Here is a 24,004-nt window from a genome sequence, read left to right as displayed (position 1 = left end):
TTCACAAGGAGAGCGTAATGAAAGCCTGGCGCGCATTGGTCGCCCTGTCCTTCCTGCTGTTGAGTGGTTGCCTGGTCACCTTCAAGGACCCGATTCCGGCCAACGAGGCTGCCCCGATACCTCTGCTGGGCGAATGGACCCGGCAGGACGAGTGGGGCGACCAGCTGTTTCTGGAGATCACCCGTGCCGGCTCCAACCTCTACCTGGCGCGTATCTACGAAGGCAGCGCGGACAACGAAAGCAGCTTCGAGGAGTTCGGTTTCACCGTCGCTCATCATGGCCGCCGCTGGTACCTCTCGGCGGGCCTGCCGAAGAGCCTGGGGGCCAACTTCGCCATTGCCGGTTTCGAGTTGACCAAGGACAACGAGCTGGTGCTGTACAACCTCGACGCTGACCGCATTCTCCAGGATATGGAAAAGGGCCTGCTGGAAGGGCAGACCGTTTCCATGCCTGAAGCGGACGGCGCATTGATCACCAGCCCGCTGGACAAGGTGTTCGCTTACCTCGACGACCCGGCCAATGCCGACCTGTTCGTCGAAGTGGCGCGTTATCAGCGGGCCGCCGAGTAGGAACTGCAATGAATAGCCAGCAGAAACTGGACGACTATCAGCTCTGTATCCGCGCCCTCAGTGACCGCATCGTGGAAGCACAAACGCCCATCCGTGTACTCGATGCGGTGAAGTGGGACGACGGCATCCGTGACGGCTTTCTCAAGGCCAAGGGCAAGCAGCCGCCGGCCGTCGATCGCGACTACTACCTGAGTCGGCCGCTGGCCTTCGATGCCGCCGCGAAGAAACTGGAATTTCAGAACATCGAGCGCGACATTACCCGCCAACTCGGCCAGTTCAACCCGGTCGGGCAGATCATGCGGCGCATGTGCAAGGAATACCGCATGGTCATCCGCATGCTCGAAGCACGTGGCACCGAGGACTTCGGTCTGATCAGCCAGGAGCTGTATGGCGCTGCCTCCGACGCCTTTCATGCCGGTGATCCGACCCTGGCCGACCTCGGCCTGATGCTATCGGACTACCTCAACAACATCGCTGCGCGTGGTGACCTGGAAGACGAGGCCAAGACCCTCGGTGCCAGTGATGCGGTGAACATCCTGCAGCAACGTCTGGCCGGGGTGTTCGGCGACGACACCATTCGCGTGTTCGAGTCCGACGGCATCCTTGCCGACGCGGCCGCTGGCGCCGATTACATCAAGATCCGCAGCGATGCGCGTTTCAACGAGCGCGACGTCAAGGCGCTGGAAGTGCATGAAGGCCTGGTGCATGTCGGCACCACGCTCAACGGCCTCAACCAGCCGATCTGCACCTTCCTGGCCAAAGGCCCACCCTCATCGACGGTGACCCAGGAAGGTCTGGCCATTCTCATGGAGGTCATCGCCTTCGCCTCCTATCCGACCCGCCTGCGCAAGCTGACCAACCGCACCCGCGCCATCCACATGGCCGAGGAGGGCGCGGATTTTCTCGAGGTGTTCGAGTTCTTCCGCGAGCAGGGCTACGGCCTGGAAGGCGGCTACAGCAACGCCAGCCGGGTGTTCCGCGGTTCGCTGCCGACGGGCCTGCCGTTCACCAAGGATCTCTCGTACCTCAAGGGCTTCATCCTGATCTACAACTACATCCAGCTGGCGGTGCGCAAAGGCAAGCTGGAGCAGATTCCGCTGCTGTTCTGCGGCAAGACCACCCTGGAGGACATGCGCACCCTGCGCAAACTGGTGGACGAGGGCCTGGTGCAGCCGCCCAAGTATCTGCCGCCGCAGTTTCAGGACATGAACGCGCTGTCGGCCTGGATGTGCTTCTCCAACTTCCTCAACCATCTGAGCCTGGATCGCATCGAAGCGGACTACGCCAATATCCTTTGATCGCAGCCCGGTAGGGTGCGCCGCGCGCACCGCTGGCGCAGCGCATCGCCAGGCATACACCGTCGTGGCCTACCCTGGAGACCCGTAAGTGCCCAGCCATCAACTCGAATACGAAATCCTCGGCGCTTCGGCGCAATCGGTGGAGATCATCCTCGATCCTGGCGAGACGGTGATCGCCGAGGCCGGCGCGATGAACTACATGACCGACGGCGTGCGCTTCGAAACGCGCATGGGTGACGGTTCGTCCAGCGGTCTGCTGGGCAAGCTGTGGAGCGTTGGCAAACGCATGCTCACCGGCGAATCGCTGTTCATGACCCACTTCAGCAATGCTGGCAAGCGCCAGGCGCGGGTCGCCCTCGCCGCGCCTTATCCGGGTACTGTGGTGCCCATCGATCTGGCGAAGATCGGTGGGCGCTTGATCTGCCAGAAAGACGCCTTCCTTTGTGCCGCCCATGGCACCAGCATCGGTATCAGCTTCGCCAAACGTCTGGGCGCCGGTTTCTTCGGCGGCGAGGGTTTCATCCTGCAGAAGCTCGAAGGCGATGGCCTGGCCTTCGTGCATGCCGGTGGCACGGTGATCCGCAAGGAGCTGAACAATGAAACCCTGCGCCTGGACACCGGCTGCCTGGTGGCCTTCAGCAGTGGCATCGATTACGACATCGCTCTGGCCGGCGGCCTCAAGAGCATGCTGTTCGGTGGCGAGGGCATTTTGCTGACCACGCTCAAGGGTACCGGCACGGTGTGGATTCAGAGCCTGCCATTCTCGCGCCTGGCCGAGCGCGTCTATGCGGCGACCGTGCAGGCGCGCGAGGAGGTTCGCGCCGGTGGCAAGTAGCCTGCGAGCACTGGTCTTGCTGCTGGCCAGCCTGTGGCTGGCTGGTTGCAGCGGCCTGTTGTTCTACCCGGAGCCGGGTTTACCGATCACTCCGGCTCGCGCTGGCCTGGAATACCGCGACATCGAACTGCGCGCAGCCGATGGCACGCGTTTGCATGCCTGGTGGTTGCCGGCCCAGGCTGGCGTGCAGGTCAAGGGCACGGTGCTGCATCTGCATGGCAATGGCGGCAACCTGGCCTGGCACCTGGGCGGCGTTCACTGGCTGCCGGAACAGGGCTATCAGGTGCTGATGCTGGATTATCGCGGCTACGGTCTGTCCGAAGGCAAGCCGCGGCTGCCGGAGGTCTATCAGGACATCGATGCCGCTTTCGTCTGGCTCGAACAGGCGCCGCAGGTGCAAGGCGCGCCGCTTTTCCTGCTCGGGCAGAGCCTCGGTGGTGCATTGGCCGTGCATTATCTGGCCGAGCATCCCGAGCGCCAATCGACCTTGCAGGCCATCGCACTGGACGGGGTGCCGGCCAGTTATCGCGACGTCGCCCGCCATGCGCTGAGCAAGTCCTGGTTGACCTGGCCGCTGCAGGTGCCGCTGTCCTGGCTGGTGCCGGACGGCGACAGCGCGATTCACAGCATCGATCGACTCGCAGGCGCGCCCTTGCTGATCTATCACAGTGTTGACGACGTGATCGTGCCGCTTTCCAATGGCCAGCGTTTGTATCAAGCTGCGCGCCCGCCACGCGCCTTTCAGGCGACTCGTGGCCTGCACGTGCAAACCTTTGCCGAGCCCGCCTGGCGTCAGTCGCTACTGGCGTTCTTCGTCGCGCCGCAGGCCTACGTCGAGCGCCTGGGACCGGCTACCGAATCCGCAACAGAGAGTCCGCAATGACCGAACGTAATCCCATCCCCCTGATCCTCACGGGTGTCGCCAGCATCGTCGGCACCATCGGCGTGCTCTGGTACTACGGCTACGTGCATTTCGCCAAACCGGAAGATGCGCTGCTGCTGTCCGATTTCACCATGCTCAAGACCGTTCCAGGTGAGGACTACAAGGTCTCGCTGAAACCGGCCAACCAGGTGGCGCAGTGCATCGATGGCGTGCTGGTGTTGTTCGACATGCAGCAGAAGGGGCTGACCGGCGTGCTGGTGGACAACAAGAAGCAGGCGGTGCGCTGCATCGGCCAGGAAACCCCGGCCCTGGAGCAGTAAGGCAAAACGCCAAAAAAGAAACCCGCCATCAGGCGGGTTTCTTCATTCCGGCATGGCTGTCAGGCGCCGGTAGCCGAACGCGGAGCGACCGGCTGGTTGTCGTTGGAGATGGTCACCTCCACACGACGGTTCTGTGCACGACCGGAGTCACTGGAGTTGTCCGCGACCGGATACTCCTTGCCATAACCCTGGGCGACGATGCGCGTCGGCTCCACGCCGGCGCGAATCAGTGCGCGACGTACGGACTCGGCGCGACGCTCGGACAGGCCCTGGTTGTAGCTGGCCGAGCCGACGCTGTCGGTATAACCCTCGACGATCACCTGGCGCTCCGGATTTTCCTGGAGAAAGCGTGCCAGCTGGGTGACGTTGGGCAGTGCGCTGCTCTTGAGTTCGGCCTTGTTGAAGTCGAACAGGACGTCACCGAAGGTCACCAGGGTGCCGCGTTCGGTCTGCTTGGCGTTGAGGCTGTCCTGTAGCTTACGGATCTGCGCGTCGCGAGCATCGAGCAGGGCCTGGGCGCGCTGCGCCGAGGAGTTCTTCAGCTCGGCTTCGGCGTTACGCAGGACGATGGTCTGCTTGGCTACCTCGACGCGCTTGTTGGTCAGGTAGGCCAGTTGGTCGACCTTCTTCTCGTCTTCCTTTTCCATGTAGGCCTTGTCGGCCTTGTTCAGCCATTCCTGGGCTTCCTTGGTTTCCAGCGCCGCGACCTTGCTCGCCTGCGGATCGCTCTGCAGCGAGGAGAAGTTGCTACGCGCCGACTCCAGGTTGGCATTGGGCTGGTGCGAGCAGGCGGCCAGGCCGACGCTCAGGGCCAGAAGGGCGGGGATCATCACGTGTTTACGCATGGCGTTCATCCTTTGATCTGTCAGCGAATGGGTGGGGTGCATGCCGCTCACTGAGCGTTACGCATGCCTTCCTCACGCAGTTCCTGAACACCCTGACGGGCGTCCTGCAAAGCCTGCTCGGCTTTGGCGGCCTGGGCCTTGCGCTCGGCGAGTCGGGCATCCCACTCGGCCTGTTCAGCCAGGCGACGGGCCTTCTCATACTCTTTTTCGTGCATGGCCAGCTCCGCCTCTTTGAGCTTGTCCTGCGCGGACTTCATTTCCACGGCGGCAAACTCGGTACCGCCAGCGCTGATCGCCGAGTTCACGGCAGACTGCGTCACGGCGTATTGCTCGCTGGGCGGGTTACCCGCACAGCCAGCCAGTACCAGGCTGCTACCCAGTGCCAGGGCAGCCAGTTTGATCCCGTGCAGGCGGCTGCGCGGGGCTTTCTCGGTATGGGTCTTCATGGCGGCTAACTCCATTTGAAACACTCCTATGAATGACGATATCCGTGGCAATTGGCCTATCGTGTTGCTCGTCTACCAAGGGGGTTGGCGCTATTGGCGTGCCACGATGGCCTGCAGTTGGGACCGACAGGTTTTTCGAATAGTTCAGAAAAAAACACAGCGTGCTTATGGTTTTCTGGATGACTGGTCAGTCAACTATTTGCCTGTGACAAGGCCGCGGTAGGGCCTTCCATGCGGTTGGAAACGCTCTTTTTGCCCTTCTATGTAAAGGGTTTGGTGGGTTTCTATGGGGCGAAGGAGGGCCCTGGCGCCCGCGCATTGCCGAAGGTGGGGGAGGCGCGGTGTCAGTGCGAAAAGGGCCGGCCGGGAGACTTACGTTCTCCCTGAGCGCCTGGAATTGAACAATATGTCGAACGCAAAGAGTTGTTCAGGGCGTCAATGGCTTGTCTCTTTACCCGTGTCACTCAGTTCACGCAGGTATTTGCGCGACAGCGCCAGAAAGCGCGGTGTGGGCCCTATGTCCTCGTACAGCGGGTCGCCTTGCTCGTCCAGTGCTACGACCTTGCTGCCGCGCACGTAGGGTAGGCTGGCTTCGAGTTCCTCGAGCGCTGCGCCGATCAGTTCGCCGAGCAGTTCCTCGCTGTGGTGCTTGGGGTACATCTCGGTGAGCGCCGCCAGGCGAGCGGCCGACTCGACATCCAGATGAATGTGATAACGGGTAGGTGTCAGGTGCCCCTTGGCATTCTGTTCCCAGTGTTTTGCCAGTTCGCGAATTCTCATGTCGTTACTCCTCACGGGTGGCGCAGCTGATGCCGGCTAGCGCATCCACTACGCCTGTCAGTAAGCCTAGTCCCAGCACGCACGACTGCCTGGGTACGCGTCGCACCCTTGTAAGAAGTTGGCGCGCTGGGCACTCTGTTGACACTGGACAGGAGAAGGAGTGCGACATGGCGGAAATCGATGCGCGCCTGCGTGAAGAGGTGCACCTGCTCGGCGAACTGCTCGGGCATACCATCAGCACCCAGTTGGGCGACGAGTTTCTCGACAAGATCGAACGCATACGCAAGTCGGCCAAGGCCGGTCGTCGCGGCTCTGCCGCGGGTGCCGAGCAGTTGACCAGCACCCTCGGGGACCTGGGTGACGACGAACTGCTGCCGGTGGCACGGGCCTTCAATCAGTTTCTCAACCTGGCCAACATCGCCGAGCAGCAGCACCGTGTGCGCCGCCGCCGTGCGGGTGAGCCCGAGCCGTTCGAGTTGCGCGTGCTCGACGAGCTGCTCGAGCGCCTGCTCGCCGCCGGGCAGGGCAGCGATGAACTGGCGCGTCAGCTGGGGCGTCTGGATATCGAACTGGTGCTGACAGCGCACCCCACCGAAGTGGCGCGGCGTACGCTGATCCAGAAATACGATGCCATCGCCGCGCAACTGACGGCACTGGATCACAGCGATCTGTTACCAACAGAACGTGAACGCATCGCCCAGCGCCTGCAGCGGCTGATCGCCGAGGCCTGGCACACCGAGGAAATCCGTCGTAGCCGGCCCAGCCCGGTGGACGAAGCCAAATGGGGCTTCGCTGTCATCGAGCATTCGCTATGGCAGGCCGTGCCGCAGTTCCTGCGCCGTGCCGATCAGAGCCTGCAGGCCGCCACCGGTCTGCGTCTGCCGCTGGAGGCTGCGCCGATTCGCTTCGCCTCGTGGATGGGCGGTGACCGTGACGGTAACCCCAATGTCACCGCGCGCGTGACCCGTGAGGTGTTGCTGCTGGCGCGCTGGATGGCCGCCGATCTCTACCTGCGCGACGTCGATAATCTGGCCGCGGAACTGTCCATGCAGCAGGCCAGTGACGAACTGCGCGCGCAGGTGGGCGACAGTGCCGAACCGTACCGTGCCTTGCTCAAGCAGCTGCGCGAGCGCCTGCGCGAAACGCGCAGCTGGGCGCAGCAGGCCCTCAGCGCCGATGTGGCGCCGAGTAATGCAGTGCTGCGCGACAACCATGAGCTGCTGGTGCCGCTGCAGCTCTGCTACCAGTCGCTGCATGCCTGCGGCATGGGTGTGATTGCCGATGGCCCGTTGCTCGATTGCCTGCGCCGGGCAGCCACCTTCGGTCTGTTTCTGGTACGCCTCGATGTTCGTCAGGATTCCTCCCGGCACGCTGCGGCGATGTCGGAAATCACCGATTATCTCGGCCTCGGTCGCTACGCGGAATGGGATGAGGAGGCGCGCCTCAGTTTTCTCCAGCGCGAGCTGGATAACCGCCGGCCACTGCTGCCGAACGACTATCGTCCTTCGGCCGATACTGCCGAAGTACTCGCCACCTGCCGCGAGGTGGCTGCCGCTCCCGCCGCATCGCTGGGCTCTTACGTGATCTCCATGGCCGGTGCTGCCTCCGACGTGCTGGCCGTGCAACTGCTGCTGAAAGAGGCCGGGTTGCGCCGGCCGATGCGGGTGGTGCCACTTTTCGAAACCCTGGCCGATCTGGACCACGCCGGGCCGGTTATCGACCGGCTGCTGGGGTTGCCCGGCTATCGCGCGCGGCTGCATGGCCCGCAGGAAGTGATGATCGGTTACTCCGATTCGGCCAAGGACGCCGGTACAACCGCCGCTGCCTGGGCGCAGTACCGCGCCCAGGAAGAGTTGGTGCGTCTGTGTCGCGCGCATCAGGTCGAACTGCTGCTGTTCCATGGTCGCGGTGGCACCGTTGGCCGTGGCGGTGGCCCTGCTCACGCGGCCATTCTGTCGCAACCGCCCGGCTCGGTTGCGGGGCGCTTCCGCACTACCGAGCAGGGGGAAATGATCCGCTTCAAGTTCGGCCTGCCGGATATCGCCGAGCAGAACCTCAACCTCTATCTGGCTGCGGTGCTGGAAGCCACGCTGCTGCCGCCACCGGCACCGGAGCCAAGCTGGCGGGCGATGATGGATCGCCTTGCCGATGTTGGCGTGAAGGCCTATCGCAGCGTGGTGCGCGAGCATCCGCAATTCGTCGAGTATTTCCGCCAGGCCACGCCGGAGCAGGAGCTCGGCCGCTTGCCGCTGGGCAGTCGCCCGGCCAAGCGGCGCGAAGGTGGTGTGGAGAGCCTGCGGGCGATCCCATGGATTTTCGCCTGGACCCAGACCCGTCTGATGCTGCCGGCCTGGCTCGGCTGGGAGCAGGCCCTGGGACAAGCCCTGCAAGGCGGTGATGCTGAGCTGCTGAAAAGCATGCGCGAGCAATGGCCGTTCTTCCGCACCCGCATCGACATGCTGGAAATGGTCCTGACCAAAGCGGACGCCAATATCGCTGCCCTGTATGACGAACGCCTGGTCGAACCGTCGCTGCAGGCGCTGGGTGCGCAGTTACGCGACCTATTGTCGCAGGCCTGCGCTGCTGTGCTGGAACTGACTGGCCAGTCGCGCCTGCTCGCACATAATCAGGAAACCCTGGAATCGATCAGCGTGCGCAACACCTACCTCGACCCGCTGCATCTGTTGCAGGCCGAACTGCTGGCGCGCTGTCGGCAACGTGAACAGGCGCCGGAGAGCCCTCTGGAGCAGGCGCTGCTGGTCAGCGTAGCGGGTATTGCAGCGGGCTTGCGCAACACTGGCTGAGGGCGGCAGGGCGCTGGCAGGCAGCTGCCTGAGCTGCGCCGCGTAGCAGGTCCAGGCCGCCACGAGGAGGGTTTTTATCCGACTTTTGGCGGCTTGTGCGCCTGGGGTGCGCTGTGTATCTTGAGCAGCCTTTTGGCCGCTACGGCTACCGCACTACATTCAAGAGATTGGCCCCACGAGGCGAGTCCGACCGATTACTACATAACTCTTGAGGAGCACATCGATGCGCGTGATTCTGCTGGGGGCGCCCGGTGCCGGCAAAGGTACCCAGGCTCGCTACATCACCGAGAAATTCGGCATTCCGCAAATCTCCACTGGCGACATGCTGCGTGCTGCGGTCAAGGCTGGCACCGAGCTCGGCCTGAAGGCCAAGAGCGTTATGGATGCCGGTGGCCTGGTCTCCGACGACCTGATCATCAATCTGGTCAAGGAGCGCATCGCTCAGGCCGATTGTGCCAATGGCTTTTTGTTCGACGGTTTCCCGCGCACCATCCCGCAGGCCGAAGCGCTGCGCGATGCCGGTGTCGCGCTGGATCACGTGGTTGAAATCGCCGTTGAGGACGAGGAGATCGTCAAGCGTCTGTCCGGCCGCCGCGTTCACCCGGCTTCCGGCCGCGTCTACCACACCGAGTACAACCCGCCGAAGGTTGCCGGCAAGGACGACATCAGCGGTGAAGAGCTGGTTCAGCGCGAAGACGACAAGGAAGAAACCGTGCGTCATCGCCTGTCCGTCTACCACTCGCAGACCAAGCCGCTGGTGGACTTCTATCAGAAACTCTCCGCTGCATCCGGTACCCCGAAATACAGCCATATTCCGGGTGTCGGCAGCGTCGAAGAGATCACCGCAAAGACCCTGGCGGCTCTGGACTAATCCAGATCGCCCGTTGTCATCGCAGCAAGGCCCCGCAAGGGGCCTTGTTCGTTTATGGAACCTGATACGTTCAGGTCGCTCTCAAGCATGGCCGCGCAACGCGTGCCGGCTAGTATCGACGATGCAGCCTCCGGTCTGCGCCGGGGCGTGTCGATAACCTATAGGGAAGAGGGCATTCAATGACCGAGAAACGCATCCGGCTGGGCCTTGCGATATCGCTGCTGGCCACTGAGCTGGCATTTGCCGACACCGCGACGGATTGTTCCGTCGCCGAGTTCACCATGGGCCTGCGCTTTCAGCAGCAGTCTGCGGAAATCCAGGCGCTGCAGTTGCAGGCCTACAACATCGCCACGGAAAAGCTCGATAAGGCCGTAGCGGCGGCGAAGGATTCATCGAAGCTGGCCATCGTCACCGACCTCGATGAAACCGTGATCGACAACAGCGCGCTGCTGGCGCGCGATCTGGCCAACTGTCACCAGTACGACGCCTGGGATACCTGGCTGCCCTGGGAGCGTGACGGCACGCCCGCACTGATCCCTGGCGCGAAGAAATTCCTCGAGCATGCCGACAAGCTTGGCGTGACCATCCGCTACATCTCCGACCGCGCCGACGAGCAGAAAAAATACACCCTGGCCACCCTGAGCAAGCTGGGCTTGCCGCAGGTTTCGGAGAAGAGCGTGCTGCTGCTGGGGCCGCCCAAGGTCGAGCGTCGCGCCATCGTCAGCGCCGATCATCAGATCATCATGCTACTGGGCGACACGCTGCATGACTTCGACGCACGTTTTCGTAAGACGCCGCTCGATGCGCAGCGCAAGACGGTCGCCGAAGAGTCCGGCAAGTGGGGCGTCGAGTGGATCGTGTTCCCCAATGCTGGCTACGGCACCTGGTCCAAGGCGTCGCTTAAAGGCTGGGAGGCCGAGCCGGTGGTCGAGCCCTGGTAAGGCGGTGCTGATCTCCGTCGGTCGCTCGGCGCGAGCCGAGCGCCGTCATGGTGCTGGAAAAAAATGCGTCGAGCCGGTCTAATGCCGGCTCTTTTTTCTTCCGCTGTCCGAATGCAATGACCACTCTCCTGGCCCTCGATACCGCCACCGAAGCCTGCTCCGTCGCGCTGCTGCATGATGGTCGCGTACTCAGCCACTACGAAGTCGCCCCGCGTATGCACGCGCAGCGCCTGTTACCGATGATTCAGCAACTGCTGGGTGAGGCGGGGATCGCCGCTTCGGCGCTCGACGTCATCGCCTTCGGTCGCGGTCCGGGTGCGTTCACCGGGGTGCGTATCGCCATCGGCGTGGTGCAGGGGCTGGCTTTTGCCCTGGATCGACCGGTGCTGCCGGTATCCAATCTGGCCGTGTTGGCCCAGCGCGCACTGCGTGAGCAGGGCGCGACTCAGGTTGCTGCCGCCATCGACGCGCGTATGGACGAGGTTTACTGGGGTTGCTATCGCGCAGAAGCCGGCGAGATGCGCTTGCTTGGCCAGGAAGCGGTGTTGCCGCCGGAGCAAGCCGAGGCGCCGCGTGGCAGCGATGGTGAGTGGTTCGGTGCCGGTACCGGTTGGGGCACCTTCGCCGCGCGTATCGCCCTCACACCTGTGAGCATGGATGGCAGCATGCTGCCGCACGCCGAAGACTTGCTGACGCTGGCCCGTTTTGCCTGGGCGCGTGGAGAGGCGTTGCCGGCTGATCAGGCGCAGCCGGTGTACCTGCGTGACCAGGTCGCCACGCCGAAAGCACCGCCGGCATGACAACTGGTCGGATGCTTGGCGCCAAGAACTCTTCGGCATTTGCCAAGGACGCAGCCCGCCGCTACATTGCCAGCACTGTCCTTTGTTCAGCCGAGCCCACCGAGCAGTCCTAGATGCGGATCGACGGTTACCTACCTTCCTACTCGCCAGATCGTGGCCCCCGTTCGGGGACTGCGGTCACGCCCTATCGCGAGGCGCAGCGGGAGGTCGAGGCTCAGCGTGAACAGCCGGCTGCCCCGGCCAGCAGCCAGGGGCTTGAGCAGGCGCCGCAGATTCGCCGCGTGCAGGCCAGCAGCAGTAACACCGATAGCCTGCCGGCTCGCTCACAGGACCTCGGTTATCAACAGCCTGCGCTGAGCAACCGTGCTGTTCAGGCGTTGGCCAGCTACAGCACCACCGCCGCTTACGCCAGCGAGTACGATGCGCAGGAAGTGCTCGGGCTCGATCTCTACGCATAACCCCGTTTCACGGAGTGGCTCACGCCCATCAGCTTGGACCGTCGCATAGATCGATGAGCGCTGCGCTTCCCTATTACCTTGGTTGTCCATCCTGGAGCGAAGCGGCCTGGCGCGCCACGCTGTATCCGCAGGATACCCGGCCAACCGAGTTTCTCAGTCGCTACACCGAGGTGTTCAACGCGGTGGAAGGCAACACCACGTTCTATGCCAGGCCCAGCGAGCAAACGGTGGCGCGCTGGGCGCAGGCAATGCCGGCGCACTTTCGTTTCTGCGCCAAGTTGCCGCGAGACATCAGTCACAGCGAGGATCTCTGCCAGCAACTGGATGAGGTCACGCAGTTTCGCCAGTTGCTGGCGCCGCTTGGCGAACGGGTGGCGCCATACTGGCTGCAGTTGCCGGCCAGCTTCGGACCGTCGCGGTTGGCGGAGCTGGCGGCGTTCATCGAGCAGTGGGGAGACTGGCCGCTGGCGATAGAGGTGCGCCACCCGGAATTCTTCGCCAAGAGCGATGCCGAGCGTATGCTCAATCGCCTGCTGCACGAGCGTGGTATCGAGCGCATCTGCCTTGATTCGCGCGCGCTGTTCAGTTGCGACTCGCAGGAACCCGCCGTACTGCATGCGCAAGCCAAGAAGCCGCGTCTGCCGACTCGGCCTACCGCGTTCAGTCAGGACCCGCAGTTGCGCTTCATCGGTCACCCCGAGCTGCTGGCCAACGACCCCTTCATGCTGCCCTGGCTGGACAAGGTCGCCGGCTGGATCGAGCAGGGGCTGCGTCCTTATGTTTTTGCCCATACCTCGGACAACCGCCTGGCGCCGGAGCTGGCGCGGCGTTTTCATGAGCAACTGATGCAGCGCCTGCCTGGCTTGCCCGAACTGCCTGTATTGCAGATTGAACCGGAACTGGAGCAGCTTGGCTTACTCTGATGGAGCATGGATATGCTGATACGGATAATCGGCCGTTTGCTGTTTCTCTCCCTGCTGCTGGGCGCAGCGCTACTGGTGGCGCTTTGGCGTGGCTGGCTGGAGGTGGCGCCGCGTTTCAACCCCTGGGCGCCGCTGGATGTGCGAGAGACGCCGAACCTGCTGACCCCCTTCAAGCTCTGGCGTCTGGGTGACGATCGCGAGTTGTGCGACCTGGCCCTGGTGACGTCCGGGCTGCGTTTTACCCGTCTTGCCGACAGCATCCCGCACCCGGGTTGCCCGGTGGAAAACGCCGTGCGCATCCAGGGTGCCAACGTTGGCCTGAGCAGCAGCTTCATGGCTACCTGCCCGCTGGCGGTGAGCTTCGCTTTGTTCGAGCGACATGGCTTGCAGCCGGCTGCGCAAGCGGTGTTCGGCCAACCGGTGACCCGCGTCGAGCATGTCGGCAGCTTCGCCTGTCGCAGCATTGCCGGCAGTCAGCGGCCCAGCCAGCATTCCTATGCCAACGCGCTGGATATGGTCGGTTTTCGTCTGCGCGACGGCCAGCACATCAGTGTGCTGCGAGACTGGCCAGGGCAGGGCGATAAGGCGCGCTTCCTGCGTCTGGTGCAGGAAGCGGCCTGTTACAGCTTCAACGTCACCCTGGGGCCGGAATACAACGCCGCCCATCGTGATCATTTTCACGTGGACATGGGCATGTGGCGGATGTGCCGCTAGCGTTTGGCCAACAGCAGGTCGGCTGCCTGTCCGCTGCGCCCGTCGGTGAACTCGAATCGGCCCAACTGGGCGATCTGGTCGTAAGCACCCAGGGCGATGCTGACGTCGCGGGCGCGCAGGTCGATGGCGCTGACGCCTGCTTCGCCGAGTGTCTGCAACTGCTGGCGGCTCTGGGCATCGAAACGCAGCAGGCGCAGTTGGTCGAATACCGCATCGGCCGCATCGATACGGCCGTCGCCGTTGTCGTCGAAGCGCGCCAGTTCGGCGAAGCCATTGACGGCGCCATGCTGATCGCCGAACAGCTCGCGGCCATCGTCGATACGCCCGTTGCCGTTGCGATCCAGCGCCAGTAGCGCGTCGTCACCGGTGGGTACGCTGATCGAGTCCATGCGTCCGTCGGCATCCAGATCGAAGCGCACTGGACGGCCAAGACCGCTGGTGGAGAAACCGTTGCCGGCCATATCCAGTACCAGCGGATCGACCTGCTGGGGCGCCTGGCCCACGCTGACATTCAGCTCCAGGCTGCGTTGATCGATCAGCGTCTGGCTGATGACGGCGGCGCTGCTGGACACGGCAGGTTGCTCGGCGGTTTCCCGCAGTTCACGAGCGACCTCACCAGGTTTCTGCTCGTCTTCGATACCCAGAGTGCGGCGCAGAATCTGATAGTTGATGGATTCGCGCGCCGCACGGTCGAGCTCGTCATCCAGCGGACGGGGGCTGGCAGGGCTGCTACTAGGACGCGGGGCGGAGAGGGCGTCGAACATGTTCACTCTCGATGCGGCTGTCGGCGGCCGGGTCTGGCAGAATGCCGCTTCTTCGATATCGGCCGTGTGGCCGGTGCTTTGAGTGATTTTTGAGCAGAACGAGCCAATGACCGACGAGCGGCGCAACGCCAGCATCCGTATCCAAGCCCTCCACCCCCAGTACGCCGAAGCGGCCGCTCAATGGGCATCGCGCCTGGGCTTGAGGCAAGACGGTGAAACCGAGTTCGCCCTGCAACTGGGTGACGATGGGCTGCAACTGGTCGAGCTGGGCGACAAGGCGCCTGGCCCGGTGCGGGTGGATTTCGTCGAGGGCGCGGCGGCGCATCGCCGCCAGTTCGGCGGCGGCAGTGGGCAGATGATCGCCAAGGCCGTGGGCGTGCAGTCGGGCATTCGGCCACGGATTCTCGATGCGACCGCGGGGCTGGGGCGCGATGCCTTCGTGCTGGCCAGTCTGGGCTGCGAGATGACCCTGATCGAGCGCCAGCCGCTGGTGGCGGCGTTGCTGGAGGACGGCCTGCAGCGTGCGGCACTGAACCTCGACGTGGCACCCATCGTGGCGCGCATGCGCCTGCTTACGGGTAACGCTATCGAGCTGATGCGCAACTGGCAAGGGGAGGCGCCACAGGTGATCTATCTCGATCCGATGTTCCCGCATCGCGACAAGAGTGCGCTGGTGAAGAAGGAAATGCGCCTGTTTCGCCCGTTTGTCGGCGATGACCTGGATGCGCCGGCATTGCTCGAGGCGGCGCTGGCGCTGGCCACTCACCGCGTGGTGGTCAAGCGCCCGCGCAAGGCCCCGGCAATCGAAGGTAGCAAGCCGGGTTATGTGCTTGAGGGCAAATCCAGCCGTTACGACATCTACCCGAAGAAGAAGCTGGAGCCCGGCGCTCAGGTGTAAGCAGTCAGGGTCTGTAGGCGCGCAGGAACAGTTGCACGGCGTCCTGAGCGTGATGCTCGGCGGCTTCACCTTCCAGCGGTTCGCCACAACCGATCAGCAGGCGAAAGTGCGCGCCGCCCTTGAGCAGGCTGAAGAAGTGATCGGCGGCCAGATGGGGATTATCCAGGCTCAGCAGACCGCGCTTGGCGGCCTTGTGCAGTAGCACTTCCATCTCTTCCTGCACCCGTTTCGGGCCGGCCTCGTAGAACAGCTGCGACAGCTTCGAGCCCTGGCTGGCCAGATTCACCATCATCCGGTGCATTTCTACCGATTCGCGACTGTTGACCAGCGCCAGGAAACCACGCGCGATTTCCAGGAGCTGGCTTTCCAGCGGCACGTTATCCGGCAGTTCGAACAGCAGTTCGGGAAGCTGCTCCTCGCACTTGGCCTTGATCGCCGCAGAAAACAGGGTCTCCTTGTCAGTGAAGTGGCTATACACCGTGAGCTTGGAAACGCCTGCCTCTGCGGCGATGGCGTCCATGCTGCTGCCGTCGTAACCATTACGCAGGAATAGGCTCTTGGCCGCCTCGAGGATGGCACGACGTTTGGCGGGATCCTTCGGTCGGCCGGGGCCGGAAGGTTGTAACAACTTGTCAGGCATTGGCGGATTTTAATACTGGACTGGCGAGTTTGCTATTTTTACTATACCCGCCAGTACAAATATTCCAAACCTTCTCTGAAAGGTCTTACACATGTCTCGCCATGTTCTCCCGCTCGTTGCTTCTCTGGGTCTCGTCTTCCTGCTGTCTGCCTGCGGTAACGGTGAACAGGCGGAGCAACCGATCCGTCCTGCCATGGTGGTGCAGCCGCAGCCGGCTACTGCGCTGGTCGACAGCTATCCGGGCGAGGTGCGTGCACGTTACGAGCCGGAGCTGGCCTTCCGTATCGCCGGCAAGGTGAGCAAGCGCATGGTGGATGTCGGTGACCGGGTGAAGCAGGATCAGCCACTGGCCGAGCTGGACCCGCAGGACGTGCGCCTGCAGCTGGAAGCCATCCGCGCGCAGATGGCGGCAGCCGAGGCCAACCTGCAGACCGTGCGCGCCGAGCGTGAGCGCTACAAGGCGTTGCTTGGGCGCAACCTGGTCAGCCGCTCGCAGTTCGACAATATCGAAAACCAGTACCGTGCTGGCGAAGCACGTCTGAAACAGGTCAAGGCCGAGTACGACGTGGCCCGCAATCAGACCGACTATGCCGTGCTGCGGGCCTCGCAGGACGGCGTGATCGCCCGTCGTGCGGTCGAGGTGGGGCAGGTGGTGGCGGCTGGTCAGACGGTGTTCACTCTGGCTGCCGATGGTGAGCGTGAGGTGTCGATCAGCCTGCCGGAGCAGAGCTTTGGTCGTTTCGAGATTGGTCAGGTGGTCGAGGTGGAACTCTGGTCGCAGCCGGATCAGCGTTTCCCCGGACGCATCCGCGAGATGGCGCCGGCGGCCGATCCTCAGTCGCGTACTTTCGCCGCTCGTGTCGCGTTCACCGAAGGCAAGGTGCCGGCTGAGTTGGGGCAGAGCGCGCGGGTATTCATCGCCAGCAATGGCGAGGTACCGCTGGCGGTGCCGCTGTCGGCACTCAGCGCCGAGCAGGACCAGGCGTTCGTCTGGGTCGTGGACCCCAAGGAGCACATCGTGCAGCGCCGCCCGGTGCGTGTCGGTGCCTATGGCGATGACCGGGTACCGGTGCTGGAGGGGCTCGCCGCTTCCGATTGGGTAGTCGCAGCCGGGGTGCAGATTCTCCGCGAAGGCCAGCAGGTACGCCCGGTCGATCGGGACAACCGCAACGTCGAACTGGCAGTCAAGGAGTAAGCCCGCATGAGCTTCAACCTGTCTGCCTGGGCGCTGCGCCATCGCCAGATCGTCCTCTACATCATGTTGTTGTTCGCCGTGGTGGGGGCGCTGTCCTACACCAAGCTGGGGCAGAGCGAGGACCCGCCGTTCACCTTCAAGGCCATGGTGATTCGCACCAACTGGCCGGGGGCCAGCGCCGAAGAGGTATCGCGCCAGGTCACCGAGCGCATCGAGAAGAAGCTGATGGAGACCGGTGAGTACGATCGCATCACCAGCTTCTCCCGTCCGGGCGAGTCGCAAGTGACCTTCATGGCACGTGACTCCATGCGCAGCGCCGAGATTCCCGAGTTGTGGTATCAGGTGCGCAAGAAGATCAGCGACATCCGCCACACGCTGCCGCCCGGCATCCAGGGGCCGTTCTTCAACGACGAGTTCGGCACCACCTTCGGCAATATCTATGCGCTGACTGGCAACGGTTTTGACTACGCGGTGCTCAAGGACTACGCCGACCGCCTGCAGTTGCAACTGCAGCGGGTCAAGGACGTGGGCAAGGTCGAGTTGGTGGGGCTGCAGGACGAGAAGATCTGGATCGAACTGTCCAATACCAAGCTGGCGACCCTGGGTCTGCCACTGTCTGCCGTGCAGCAGGCGCTGGAGGCGCAGAATGCGGTGGCGGCTGCCGGTTTCTTCGAAACCGCCAGCGAGCGTATTCAACTGCGTGTGACCGGGCGCTTCGAATCGGTGGAGGAAATTCGCGATTTTCCCATTCGCGTCGCTGATCGTACCTTCCGCATAGCCGACGTGGCCGAGGTCAAGCGCGGTTTCAACGATCCACCCGCGCCGCGCATGCGCTTCATGGGTGAGGATGCCATCGGCATCGCCGTGGCGATGAAGGACGGCGGCGACATTCTGGTGCTGGGCAAGGCGTTGGAAGGTGAGTTCGCCCGCTTGCAACAGACGCTGCCGTTGGGCATGGAGCTGCGCAAGGTGTCGGATCAGCCGGCGGCGGTGAAAACCGGTGTGGGTGAGTTCGTCAAGGTGCTGGTGGAGGCGCTGGTGATCGTGCTCGCGGTCAGCTTCTTCTCCCTGGGAGTGCGCACCGGCCTGGTGGTGGCGCTGGTAATTCCGCTGGTGCTGGCGATGACGTTTGCCGCCATGTACTACTTGGGGATAGGCCTGCACAAGATCTCCCTCGGTGCTTTGGTGCTCGGCCTCGGCCTGCTGGTGGACGACGCGATCATCGCGGTGGAGATGATGGCGATCAAGATGGAGCAGGGCTACGACCGCCTCAAGGCCGCCAGCTTCGCCTGGACCAGCACCGCCTTTCCGATGCTCACCGGCACCCTGATCACCGCGGCCGGGTTCCTGCCCATCGCCACCGCGCAGTCCGGCACGGGTGAATACACCCGGTCGATCTTCCAGGTGGTGGCCATTTCGCTGATCGCCTCATGGATCGCGGCGGTGATGTTCGTGCCCTATCTGGGCGACAAGCTGTTGCCCGATCTGGCCAAGCTGCATGCGGCGAAACACGGCGGCAGCGCAGGCGGTCATGACCCTTATTCGACGCCGTTCTACCGCCGTGTTCGCGCCACGGTTGAATGGTGCGTGCGTCGTCGCGGCATCGTGATCCTGCTGACCATTGCGCTGTTCGTCGCCTCTGTGCTGCTGTTTCGCTTCGTGCCGCAACAATTCTTCCCGGCCTCCGGTCGCCTGGAGCTGATGGTCGACATCAAGCTGGAGGAGGGCGCCTCGCTGAGCGCCACCGAGGCCGAAGTGCATCGCCTGGAGAAGCTGCTCAAGGAGCAGTCTGGCATCGACAACTACGTGGCCTATGTTGGTACCGGCTCACCGCGTTTCTATCTGCCACTGGATCAACAATTGCCGGCGGCAAGCTTTGCTCAGTTCGTGGTACTGGCCAAAAGTATCGAAGAGCGCGAGCGCCTGCGTGGTTGGCTGATCAAGGTGATGAACGACGAGTTCCCGACCCTGCGTAGCCGCGTCAGCCGCCTGGAAAACGGGCCTCCCGTGGGTTACCCGATCCAGTTCCGCGTCAGCGGCGAGCATATCGACGAGGTGCGCGCGCTGGCCCGTCAGGTGGCGGACAAGGTGCGCGAGAACCCGCATGTGGTGAACGTGCACCTGGACTGGGAGGAGCCGAGCAAGGTGGTGATCCTCAATATCGATCAGGATCGTGCCCGTGCCTTGGGGGTCAACACCGCCGAGCTGTCGCGCTTCCTGCAAGGCTCGCTGTCCGGCACCAGCGTCAGCCAGTACCGTGAGGGCAATGAGCTGATCGAGATTCTTCAGCGCGGCACGCCGCAGGAACGCAAGGCACTGAGCCTGCTGCCGAGCCTGGCGGTGCCGACCGACAGCGGTCGCAGCGTAGCGCTGTCGCAGGTGGCGACGCTGGAATACGGCTTCGAGGAAGGCATCATCTGGCATCGCAATCGCCTGCCCAACGTCACCGTGCGTGCCGACGTCTATGGCAAGCAGCAGCCGGCCAGTCTGACCCAGCAGATCCTGCCGACGCTGGACCCGATCCGCGCGGAACTGCCTGCGGGTTATCTGCTGGAGGTCGGCGGCACGGTGGAAGACTCGCAACGCGGACAGAAATCGGTGAACGCCGGTATCCCGCTGTTCATCGTGGTGGTGCTGACGCTGCTGATGCTGCAGCTGAAAAGCTTCTCGCGTTCGGCGATGGTGTTTCTCACTGCGCCACTTGGCCTGATCGGCGTCACCCTGTTCCTGTTGATCTTCCGCCAGCCGTTCGGCTTCGTCGCCATGCTCGGCACCATCGCCCTGGCCGGGATGATCATGCGTAACTCGGTGATTCTGGTCGATCAGATCGAGCAGGACATCAGCCACGGTCTGGATCGTTGGCACGCCGTTATCGAGGCCACGGTGCGCCGTTTCCGTCCTATCGTGCTCACTGCACTGGCGGCGGTGTTGGCGATGATTCCGCTGTCGCGCAGCGTGTTCTTCGGGCCGATGGCGGTAGCCATCATGGGCGGGCTGGTGGTGGCTACGGCGCTGACCCTGCTGTTCCTGCCGGCGCTGTATGCAGCGTGGTTCCGGGTCAAGGAGAGCGAGGCGCGACAGGCGGGATAATTCGCTCCTGCAAAAAGCGGAGCGCCATGTAGGGTGCGCTGTGCGCACCGAAACATCGGCGCCACTGTCATTGGTGCGCATGGCGCACCCTACGTAGCCTATGTTCGAGCGTCAGGGCATGAAAAACGGGAGCCAGTGGCTCCCGTTTTTCGTCGAGCGGATCGGACTTATTCGTCCATCTGCGATTGCAGGTAGTTCTGCAGGCCGACGGCTTCGATCAGGCTGAGCTGGGTTTCCAGCCAGTCGATATGATCCTCTTCGGAGCAGAGGATTTCTTCGAGTAGTTCGCGGCTGGCGTAGTCACCGATGCTCTCGCAATAGGCGATGGCGGCCTTCAGATCACCGTGAGCCTTGTGTTCGATCTTCAGGTCGCACTCGAGCATCTCCTTGGTGTTTTCACCGATCAGGATCTTGCCCAGGTCCTGCAGGTTGGGAATGCCTTCGAGGAAGAGAATGCGCTTGATCAGCTTGTCGGCATGCTTCATCTCGTCGATGGACTCGTGGTACTCGTGCTCGCCGAGCTTCTTCAGGCCCCAATCTTCGTACATTCGCGCATGCAGGAAGTACTGGTTGATGGCGACCAGTTCGTTACCAAGAATCTTGTTCAGGTGTTGAATGACCTTCTTGTCGCCTTTCATGACCGCTCCTGCTACTTCAATGACCGTGATGACTTCGAATTTTCGGCCTGGTTTTCCCTTATGTCAAACTTAAGTGTTTGAAACATAAGTAAAAATAAAACTGAATAAGAATGTTTTTATTCCGCATCATGACGCCAAGTTATTGAATCAACGCAATAAAAAAGTTGCTGAAAGTTCCACGCTGACTAAAACGGGGAAGTAACCCCGATATTTTATTTTTCCGCGCCCATAAAAAAGCCCCGCAGAGCGGGGCATGGGGCACGCAGAATTCAGGCAGCGTAAGCCGAATGCGGGTCGCGGCTGTTCAGGTAGTCCTGCAGGCGGTCCTGCTGCACCGGGGTCATGAAAAGGCCCAGTTTGCTGCGCCGCCAGAGAATGTCGGCACTGCTGCGCGCCCATTCTTCACGGCGCAGGTATTCCACTTCGCGGGTGTAGAGTCCGGCACCGAGATGTTCGCCGAGGTCGGTAAGGTTATGTACGCCATCGAGCAGGCGCCAGGTACGGCTGCCATAGCTGGTAGCCCAGCGTCTGGCCAGGCTGGTGGGTAGCCAGCCATAGCGTTCGCAGAGCGCTTCGACCAGGGCGCTCTGGCCTTGCAGATCTTCGCCACCGGGGAGCGGGGCGGTGGCTGTCCAGCTCGGGCCCAGGTTGGTGAAATGCGCGGCCAGTTCATGCATGGCGGATTCGGCCAGCTTGCGATAGGTGGTCAGCTTGCCGCCGAACACTGAAAGCAGCGGCGCCTCGCCCGGCGCGCCGGAGAGCGACAGGGTGTAGTCGCGGGTAATGGCCGACGGCTCATCGGATTCGTCGTCGCACAATGGGCGCACGCCCGCGAAGCTGTGCAGCACATCGTCGCGACTGAGCTGTTGCTTGAAGTGATCGTTGACCACCTTGAGCAGATAGTCGGTTTCCTCGGCGGTGATCGTCACTTGGGCGGGGTCGCCCTGATATTCGCGATCAGTGGTGCCGATCAGGGTGAAGCGCTCCAGATAGGGGATGGCGAAGACGATGCGACGGTCTTCGTTCTGCAGGATGTAGGCCTGCTCACCGTCATACAGGCGCGGCACGACGATATGGCTGCCCTGGATCAGGCGAATGCCATAAGGCGATTGCTGCTTGAGGTCTTCACGGATGAAGCGCGCGACCCAGGGGCCGGCGGCGTTGACCAGGGCGCGGGCGCGAATGGACAGCAGGCTGCCGTCGCTGCGCTCGAGATGGATATGCCAGAGACCCTTGCTGCGCCGTGCACTGACGCAGCGGGTGCGCGGGTGGATGTGCGCGCCTTTTTCCCGCGCGGCCATGGCGTTGAGCACCACCAGGCGAGCATCGTCCACCCAGCAGTCGGAATATTCGAAACCGCGGCTGATCTCCGCTTTCAATGGGCTACCGGCGCCGAAGCGCACGCCGCGCGAGGCCGGCAGGCGCTCGCGCTTGCCCAGGTGGTCGTAGAGAAACAGGCCGGCGCGGATCATCCAGGCCGGACGCAGGTGCGGGCGGTGTGGCAGGACGAAGCGCATCGGTTTGACGATATGCGGCGCCTTGGCCAGCAACACTTCTCGCTCGGCCAGTGCCTCACGTACCAGGCGGAATTCGTGGTGCTCCAGGTAGCGCAAGCCGCCATGGATCAGCTTGCTGCTGGCAGATGAAGTATGGCTGGCCAAGTCGTCCTTTTCGCAAAGGAACACGGACAAGCCACGACCGGCTGCATCGGCGGCGATGCCCACACCATTGATACCACCGCCAACGACGGCGAGGTCATAGACTTCCGCAACGGGGCTGGCGAACTGGTCGTGGGGCATGTGGCACGCTCGGCTATTGGATTCGAATGTGGTTATGTTCACTTTCGAAAATATGCTAGACGAAGATGCGCAGCTTCGCTACCCCGGCGCGCGATTGCGCGCCGAGCGGTCGTCGAGGCATGTTGGACGTAGCTCAGGCCGAGCGGGATCAGACCAGGTCGAGCTGGACCTTGTGGTTGTGCAGCAGGCGGGTGATGGCGGCTGAAGGCGCGCTATCGGTAAAGACGCGGTCGACCAGCGCGATTGAGCCCAGGCGCACGACGGCGTTGCGGCCGAACTTGCTGGAGTCGGCGGCGAGGAAAACCTGCCGCGCGTTGTCGATGATCGCCTGGGAAACGCGTACCTCCTGATAGTCGAAGTCGAGCAGACTGCCGTCGTCGTCGATGCCGCTGATGCCAACGATGGCGTAGTCGACCTTGAACTGCTGGATGAAATCCACCGCCGCCTGGCCGACGATACCACCGTCGCTGCGCACCGTACCGCCGGCCACCAGGACCTCGAAGTCGGCCTTGGCGCTGAGTTGCGCAGCGACGTGCAGATTGTTGGTGATGATCTTCAGGCCCTTGTGGTTCTGCAGCTCGCGGGCGATGGCCTCGGTGGTGGTGCCGATATTGATGAACAGTGAGGCGTGATCAGGTATCTGCGCCGCCACGGCTTCGGCGATACGCTGTTTTTCTTCGCGCATCTGCCCGGCGCGCATGCCATAGGCGGTGTTCTGAATGCTCGATGAGTCGCACGCAGCGCCGCCATGGGTACGACGCAACAGACCGTGCTCGGCCAACTGGTTGATGTCGCGGCGAATGGTCTGTGGGGTAACGGCGAAGGCTTGAGCCAGTTCATCGATGCTGACGTAGCCACGGTCGCGGGCGAGGTTGAGGATGTCGTGCTGGCGGGGAGCGAGATTCATGAGCGCTTCCTGTGATGGTCACCCATTATAGGCTGTAGATGCGGAGGATTTCGGCCTGTTAATGTAGGGCATCTTTCACAGCGTTTTCACATTCGAACATGACTCCAGCCATCGATCTGTTGAAAAAGGCCAAGGCCGAACACCGTGTGCATAGCTACCAGCATGACCCCAAGGCGCCGTCCTATGGGCTGGAAGCGGCGGAAAAGCTCGGCCTGGCGCCCGATTGCGTGTTCAAGACTCTGCTCGCGGTGACTGAGAAAGGCGAGCTTCTGGTGGCCGTGGTGCCGGTCGTCGGCAGTCTCGATCTCAAGGCGCTGGCCGCAGCGGCTGGCGCGAAGAAGGCCGACATGGCCGACCCGACTGCCGCGCAGCGCGCCACTGGTTATCTGGTCGGCGGCATCAGCCCGCTGGGGCAGAAGAAACGCTTGCGCACCTTCATCGACGAGACCGCACGCCAGCACCCCACCATTCACGTCAGTGGCGGCCGGCGCGGGCTGGAACTGGAACTCTCGGCCGAGACCCTGGCGCAACATACCCAGGGGCAATTCGCCGCTATCGGCAAAGCCTAAACCGAGCATTATGCTGC

General features: G+C 62.9%; 24 protein-coding genes. 16 read left to right on the top strand and 8 right to left on the bottom strand.

The features are described 5' to 3' along the window. The first annotated feature begins 17 nt into the window (after window positions 1–17). From BM186_RS18070 to BM186_RS18050, 5 genes are all read left to right on the top strand, one after another. Entirely contained in the window at window positions 18–569 is a 552-nt protein-coding gene (locus tag BM186_RS18070) for a hypothetical protein (RefSeq protein ID WP_074917116.1), read from the top strand. A gap of 8 nt (window positions 570–577) precedes the next feature. Continuing rightward, on the top strand, window positions 578–1,867 hold the full coding sequence (locus BM186_RS18065) for a flavohemoglobin expression-modulating QEGLA motif protein (protein ID WP_017675103.1): 1,290 nt from the start codon (window positions 578–580) through the stop codon (window positions 1,865–1,867). Window positions 1,868–1,955: 88 nt separating this feature from the next. After that, on the top strand, window positions 1,956–2,702 hold the full coding sequence (locus BM186_RS18060; RefSeq protein ID WP_074917115.1) for a TIGR00266 family protein: 747 nt from the start codon (window positions 1,956–1,958) through the stop codon (window positions 2,700–2,702). Then, entirely contained in the window at window positions 2,653–3,585 is a 933-nt protein-coding gene (locus BM186_RS18055) for an alpha/beta hydrolase (RefSeq protein WP_394327905.1), read from the top strand. The genes BM186_RS18060 and BM186_RS18055 overlap by 50 nt, the downstream gene beginning before the upstream one ends. Beyond that, a complete protein-coding gene (locus BM186_RS18050; RefSeq protein ID WP_017675099.1) occupies window positions 3,582–3,905 on the top strand; it encodes a PA3694 family proteiin in 324 nt (107 codons plus the stop codon). Before BM186_RS18055 ends, BM186_RS18050 begins: the two co-directional genes overlap by 4 nt. A gap of 59 nt (window positions 3,906–3,964) precedes the next feature. Here the strand turns inward: BM186_RS18050 and BM186_RS18045 are convergent, their stop codons facing one another. From BM186_RS18045 to BM186_RS18035, 3 genes are all read right to left on the bottom strand, one after another. Continuing rightward, on the bottom strand, window positions 3,965–4,750 hold the full coding sequence (locus tag BM186_RS18045; protein ID WP_017675098.1) for a lipotoxin F family OmpA-related lipoprotein LptF: 786 nt from the start codon (window positions 4,748–4,750) through the stop codon (window positions 3,965–3,967). 47 nt (window positions 4,751–4,797) lie between these two features. Further along, window positions 4,798–5,211: a DUF4398 domain-containing protein gene (locus BM186_RS18040; RefSeq protein WP_031306771.1), complete on the bottom strand. Its 414-nt coding sequence runs from the start codon at window positions 5,209–5,211 to the stop codon at window positions 4,798–4,800. A 420-nt stretch (window positions 5,212–5,631) separates the two neighbouring features. Further along, the gene (locus BM186_RS18035) at window positions 5,632–5,976 is read right to left on the bottom strand and encodes a pilin assembly protein (protein ID WP_074917111.1); all 345 of its coding nucleotides are present in this window, start codon (window positions 5,974–5,976) and stop codon (window positions 5,632–5,634) included. A gap of 167 nt (window positions 5,977–6,143) precedes the next feature. Between BM186_RS18035 and ppc the strand changes: the two genes are divergently transcribed. The 7 genes from ppc to BM186_RS18000 all read left to right on the top strand — a co-directional run bounded on the left by ppc (window position 6,144) and on the right by BM186_RS18000 (window position 13,487). After that, window positions 6,144–8,780 (top strand): phosphoenolpyruvate carboxylase, encoded by a 2,637-nt coding sequence (gene ppc, locus BM186_RS18030; RefSeq protein WP_074917109.1) that lies wholly within the window; start codon window positions 6,144–6,146, stop codon window positions 8,778–8,780. Window positions 8,781–9,003: 223 nt separating this feature from the next. After that, on the top strand, window positions 9,004–9,651 hold the full coding sequence (adk, locus tag BM186_RS18025) for an adenylate kinase (RefSeq protein WP_017675094.1): 648 nt from the start codon (window positions 9,004–9,006) through the stop codon (window positions 9,649–9,651). A 179-nt stretch (window positions 9,652–9,830) separates the two neighbouring features. Next, on the top strand, window positions 9,831–10,592 hold the full coding sequence (locus BM186_RS18020; RefSeq protein WP_074917107.1) for a 5'-nucleotidase, lipoprotein e(P4) family: 762 nt from the start codon (window positions 9,831–9,833) through the stop codon (window positions 10,590–10,592). A gap of 116 nt (window positions 10,593–10,708) precedes the next feature. Further along, on the top strand, window positions 10,709–11,392 hold the full coding sequence (gene tsaB / locus BM186_RS18015) for a tRNA (adenosine(37)-N6)-threonylcarbamoyltransferase complex dimerization subunit type 1 TsaB (RefSeq protein ID WP_074917106.1): 684 nt from the start codon (window positions 10,709–10,711) through the stop codon (window positions 11,390–11,392). 113 nt (window positions 11,393–11,505) lie between these two features. Further along, a complete protein-coding gene (locus BM186_RS18010) occupies window positions 11,506–11,850 on the top strand; it encodes a hypothetical protein (protein ID WP_072425866.1) in 345 nt (114 codons plus the stop codon). A 53-nt stretch (window positions 11,851–11,903) separates the two neighbouring features. Next, window positions 11,904–12,773, top strand: a complete 870-nt coding sequence (locus BM186_RS18005; protein WP_074917104.1) for a DUF72 domain-containing protein — start codon at window positions 11,904–11,906, stop codon at window positions 12,771–12,773. Between the two features lie 12 nt (window positions 12,774–12,785). After that, window positions 12,786–13,487: an extensin-like domain-containing protein gene (locus BM186_RS18000; RefSeq protein ID WP_074917102.1), complete on the top strand. Its 702-nt coding sequence runs from the start codon at window positions 12,786–12,788 to the stop codon at window positions 13,485–13,487. Here BM186_RS18000 and BM186_RS17995 read toward each other — a convergent pair. Continuing rightward, a complete protein-coding gene (locus BM186_RS17995) occupies window positions 13,484–14,251 on the bottom strand; it encodes a hypothetical protein (protein WP_241519864.1) in 768 nt (255 codons plus the stop codon). The genes BM186_RS18000 and BM186_RS17995 overlap by 4 nt on opposite strands. 106 nt (window positions 14,252–14,357) lie before the next feature. Between BM186_RS17995 and BM186_RS17990 the strand changes: the two genes are divergently transcribed. Further along, a complete protein-coding gene (locus BM186_RS17990) occupies window positions 14,358–15,149 on the top strand; it encodes a class I SAM-dependent methyltransferase (protein WP_074917099.1) in 792 nt (263 codons plus the stop codon). Window positions 15,150–15,153: 4 nt separating this feature from the next. Here the strand turns inward: BM186_RS17990 and BM186_RS17985 are convergent, their stop codons facing one another. Continuing rightward, window positions 15,154–15,789, bottom strand: coding sequence for a TetR/AcrR family transcriptional regulator (locus tag BM186_RS17985; RefSeq protein WP_072425861.1), 636 nt, complete (start codon window positions 15,787–15,789; stop codon window positions 15,154–15,156). 91 nt (window positions 15,790–15,880) lie between these two features. Between BM186_RS17985 and BM186_RS17980 the strand changes: the two genes are divergently transcribed. Together BM186_RS17980 and BM186_RS17975 are read left to right on the top strand one after the other, a co-directional pair. Next, window positions 15,881–16,984, top strand: a complete 1,104-nt coding sequence (locus BM186_RS17980) for an efflux RND transporter periplasmic adaptor subunit (protein WP_072425860.1) — start codon at window positions 15,881–15,883, stop codon at window positions 16,982–16,984. A 6-nt stretch (window positions 16,985–16,990) separates the two neighbouring features. Then, window positions 16,991–20,074 carry an efflux RND transporter permease subunit gene (locus tag BM186_RS17975; RefSeq protein WP_074917097.1) on the top strand — a complete coding sequence of 1,028 codons (3,084 nt, stop codon included), beginning with the start codon at window positions 16,991–16,993 and terminating at the stop codon, window positions 20,072–20,074. A 167-nt stretch (window positions 20,075–20,241) separates the two neighbouring features. Here BM186_RS17975 and bfr read toward each other — a convergent pair whose 3' ends face one another. The 3 genes from bfr to BM186_RS17960 form a co-directional block, all read right to left on the bottom strand. Continuing rightward, window positions 20,242–20,712 carry a bacterioferritin gene (gene bfr, locus BM186_RS17970; RefSeq protein ID WP_003462607.1) on the bottom strand — a complete coding sequence of 157 codons (471 nt, stop codon included), beginning with the start codon at window positions 20,710–20,712 and terminating at the stop codon, window positions 20,242–20,244. Window positions 20,713–20,981: 269 nt separating this feature from the next. Beyond that, entirely contained in the window at window positions 20,982–22,511 is a 1,530-nt protein-coding gene (gene glpD, locus BM186_RS17965) for a glycerol-3-phosphate dehydrogenase (protein ID WP_072425857.1), read from the bottom strand. A 148-nt stretch (window positions 22,512–22,659) separates the two neighbouring features. Continuing rightward, window positions 22,660–23,418, bottom strand: a complete 759-nt coding sequence (locus tag BM186_RS17960) for a DeoR/GlpR family DNA-binding transcription regulator (protein WP_072425856.1) — start codon at window positions 23,416–23,418, stop codon at window positions 22,660–22,662. 98 nt (window positions 23,419–23,516) lie between these two features. Here BM186_RS17960 and ybaK point away from each other — a divergent pair, with 98 nt between their 5' ends. Then, window positions 23,517–23,987: a Cys-tRNA(Pro) deacylase gene (gene ybaK, locus BM186_RS17955; protein ID WP_072425855.1), complete on the top strand. Its 471-nt coding sequence runs from the start codon at window positions 23,517–23,519 to the stop codon at window positions 23,985–23,987. Window positions 23,988–24,004: the final 17 nt, after the last annotated feature.

The organism is Ectopseudomonas toyotomiensis (genome assembly GCF_900115695.1).
Taxonomy (GTDB): Bacteria; Pseudomonadota; Gammaproteobacteria; order Pseudomonadales; family Pseudomonadaceae; genus Aquipseudomonas; species Aquipseudomonas toyotomiensis.
The sequence above is the reverse complement of the archived record's forward strand: the minus strand, read 5'-3'. Positions and strand labels throughout refer to the sequence as shown.

What these genes read in the sequence shown, in the direction of transcription:
- BM186_RS18070 (WP_074917116.1), top strand. Translation starts at nt 18, where the DNA reads ATGAAAGCCTGGCGCGCATTGGTCGCCCTGTCCTTCCTGCTGTTGAGT.
- BM186_RS18065 (WP_017675103.1), top strand. Translation starts at nt 578, where the DNA reads ATGAATAGCCAGCAGAAACTGGACGACTATCAGCTCTGTATCCGCGCC.
- BM186_RS18055 (WP_394327905.1), top strand. Translation starts at nt 2,653, where the DNA reads ATGCGGCGACCGTGCAGGCGCGCGAGGAGGTTCGCGCCGGTGGCAAGT.
- BM186_RS18050 (WP_017675099.1), top strand. Translation starts at nt 3,582, where the DNA reads ATGACCGAACGTAATCCCATCCCCCTGATCCTCACGGGTGTCGCCAGC.
- BM186_RS18045 (WP_017675098.1), bottom strand. Translation starts at nt 4,750, where the DNA reads ATGCGTAAACACGTGATGATCCCCGCCCTTCTGGCCCTGAGCGTCGGC.
- BM186_RS18040 (WP_031306771.1), bottom strand. Translation starts at nt 5,211, where the DNA reads ATGGAGTTAGCCGCCATGAAGACCCATACCGAGAAAGCCCCGCGCAGC.
- BM186_RS18035 (WP_074917111.1), bottom strand. Translation starts at nt 5,976, where the DNA reads ATGAGAATTCGCGAACTGGCAAAACACTGGGAACAGAATGCCAAGGGG.
- ppc (WP_074917109.1), top strand. Translation starts at nt 6,144, where the DNA reads ATGGCGGAAATCGATGCGCGCCTGCGTGAAGAGGTGCACCTGCTCGGC.
- adk (WP_017675094.1), top strand. Translation starts at nt 9,004, where the DNA reads ATGCGCGTGATTCTGCTGGGGGCGCCCGGTGCCGGCAAAGGTACCCAG.
- BM186_RS18020 (WP_074917107.1), top strand. Translation starts at nt 9,831, where the DNA reads ATGACCGAGAAACGCATCCGGCTGGGCCTTGCGATATCGCTGCTGGCC.
- tsaB (WP_074917106.1), top strand. Translation starts at nt 10,709, where the DNA reads ATGACCACTCTCCTGGCCCTCGATACCGCCACCGAAGCCTGCTCCGTC.
- BM186_RS18010 (WP_072425866.1), top strand. Translation starts at nt 11,506, where the DNA reads ATGCGGATCGACGGTTACCTACCTTCCTACTCGCCAGATCGTGGCCCC.
- BM186_RS18005 (WP_074917104.1), top strand. Translation starts at nt 11,904, where the DNA reads ATGAGCGCTGCGCTTCCCTATTACCTTGGTTGTCCATCCTGGAGCGAA.
- BM186_RS18000 (WP_074917102.1), top strand. Translation starts at nt 12,786, where the DNA reads ATGCTGATACGGATAATCGGCCGTTTGCTGTTTCTCTCCCTGCTGCTG.
- BM186_RS17995 (WP_241519864.1), bottom strand. Translation starts at nt 14,251, where the DNA reads ATGTTCGACGCCCTCTCCGCCCCGCGTCCTAGTAGCAGCCCTGCCAGC.
- BM186_RS17990 (WP_074917099.1), top strand. Translation starts at nt 14,358, where the DNA reads ATGACCGACGAGCGGCGCAACGCCAGCATCCGTATCCAAGCCCTCCAC.
- BM186_RS17985 (WP_072425861.1), bottom strand. Translation starts at nt 15,789, where the DNA reads ATGCCTGACAAGTTGTTACAACCTTCCGGCCCCGGCCGACCGAAGGAT.
- BM186_RS17980 (WP_072425860.1), top strand. Translation starts at nt 15,881, where the DNA reads ATGTCTCGCCATGTTCTCCCGCTCGTTGCTTCTCTGGGTCTCGTCTTC.
- BM186_RS17975 (WP_074917097.1), top strand. Translation starts at nt 16,991, where the DNA reads ATGAGCTTCAACCTGTCTGCCTGGGCGCTGCGCCATCGCCAGATCGTC.
- bfr (WP_003462607.1), bottom strand. Translation starts at nt 20,712, where the DNA reads ATGAAAGGCGACAAGAAGGTCATTCAACACCTGAACAAGATTCTTGGT.
- glpD (WP_072425857.1), bottom strand. Translation starts at nt 22,511, where the DNA reads ATGCCCCACGACCAGTTCGCCAGCCCCGTTGCGGAAGTCTATGACCTC.
- BM186_RS17960 (WP_072425856.1), bottom strand. Translation starts at nt 23,418, where the DNA reads ATGAATCTCGCTCCCCGCCAGCACGACATCCTCAACCTCGCCCGCGAC.
- ybaK (WP_072425855.1), top strand. Translation starts at nt 23,517, where the DNA reads ATGACTCCAGCCATCGATCTGTTGAAAAAGGCCAAGGCCGAACACCGT.